Source organism: Roseateles sp. P5_B10 (genome assembly GCF_056400485.1).
Map to the genome: position 1 here is coordinate 1 of NZ_JBFULE010001137.1, position 1314 is coordinate 1314.

At 69.6% G+C, this 1314-nt stretch carries 1 protein-coding gene; it reads left to right on the plus strand.

Annotation, left to right across the window (positions count from 1 at the left end; all coding sequences use genetic code 11):
* On the plus strand, positions 1 to 1314 hold a 1314-nt coding region (locus AC1DU6_RS31505; protein WP_477862105.1), incomplete at both ends, for a hypothetical protein.

A 1314-nucleotide genomic window follows, 5' to 3' on the forward strand; every position in this document is an offset into this window, starting at 1 on the left:
GTGCTGGCCAGCCTCATCGAATTCCTGCTGCCCAGCCAGCTCGGTTTCGTTCATGCCCTGCTGCTGGCCAGCCTGGCTGCTTTCGGGGCACTGCTGGCCGTGCTGCCGGCTTTGCTGCTGGCGCGGCGCGAGCAGCCGGCGCCGCCCGACCAGCGCGCCGGCGTCGACCGCCTGCACCTCGTCATCGTGCTGCTGGTGGTGTTGGTCTGGCTGTGGCTGGCCTGGCCGGCCGGCGGATGGAACCAGGCCGGCGTCTGCGACAGCTGCGAGCCGGTGGCCTGGCTGGAAGGCGTCAGCGCCTGGCCTTCGCATCTCATCCACCTGCTGGCGCTGTTCGCCATCCTGTGGACGCTGGACTGGGCCTGGGCCGACTCGCTCAACCAGCTCCGCCACGACTCCGACTGGCTGCGGCTGCCGCGGCCCGTGCCCAAGCCCGTCGTGCGCAGCGACATGCGCCAGCTGTTGCGCGGCTGGTTCGAGCATGTCAGCGTGTTGTTCTGGAAGCCCGGCGTCGGCTACAGCTGCGACTTTGACGAGCTCTGGCAGGAGTACGGCGAGCGCGGCGAGGCCCGCCCGCGCGCCGCACGCACCCTGGTCTGGTACGGGCTCACGCTGAGCTGCGTCGGGCTGCTCTTCCTGTGCCTGTCCGAAGGGCAGATTCCCGAGGTGCCCGTGCGCGGCGACGAGCACCGCCAGATGGTGAGTGCCACGCTCTACGCCATCCTGCTGCTGCTGCCGCTGCTCATCGTCGCGGTGGCCGACGCGACGGTGCTGCTGGTGCGCTTCGTGCATCACATGAATGCCGGGCGCACTTTCTATCCCGAAAGCACTATCGAGATGTTTGCCAAGTCACTGGGCGAGGAGCACAGGGCCTTGTGGGCGCAGCGCTTCAGCGCCCGGCCCGAGGACCGCAGCAAGGACGGCGGCGGCTTCGCGGTGCACACGCTGCTCGACGACTGGATCGACATCCAGGTCGTGGCTCGGCGCAGCACGCCGGTGGCCCGCCTCGTCATCGGCCCCTTCGTCGTGCTGGCCCTGCTGGTCGTCGCGCGCAGCCGGCTGTTCGACAACTGGTCGCTGACGCCGGCCATCGCCGTCGGCGTCAGCTTCTACATCGCCGCGCTCATCGGCCTGACGCTGCTGCTCAAGCGTGCCGCCGAGACGACGCGCCGCCGGGCGCTGGCGTCCATGCAGGCCGATCTGCGCTGGCTGGCGGGCAGCGGCAAACCGCTGTCCGACCTCGTCGAGCCCTACAAGCGGCTGATCGTGTCGGTCGAGAACGAGCAGTGCGGTGCGTTCGCCTCCTTCTTCGAC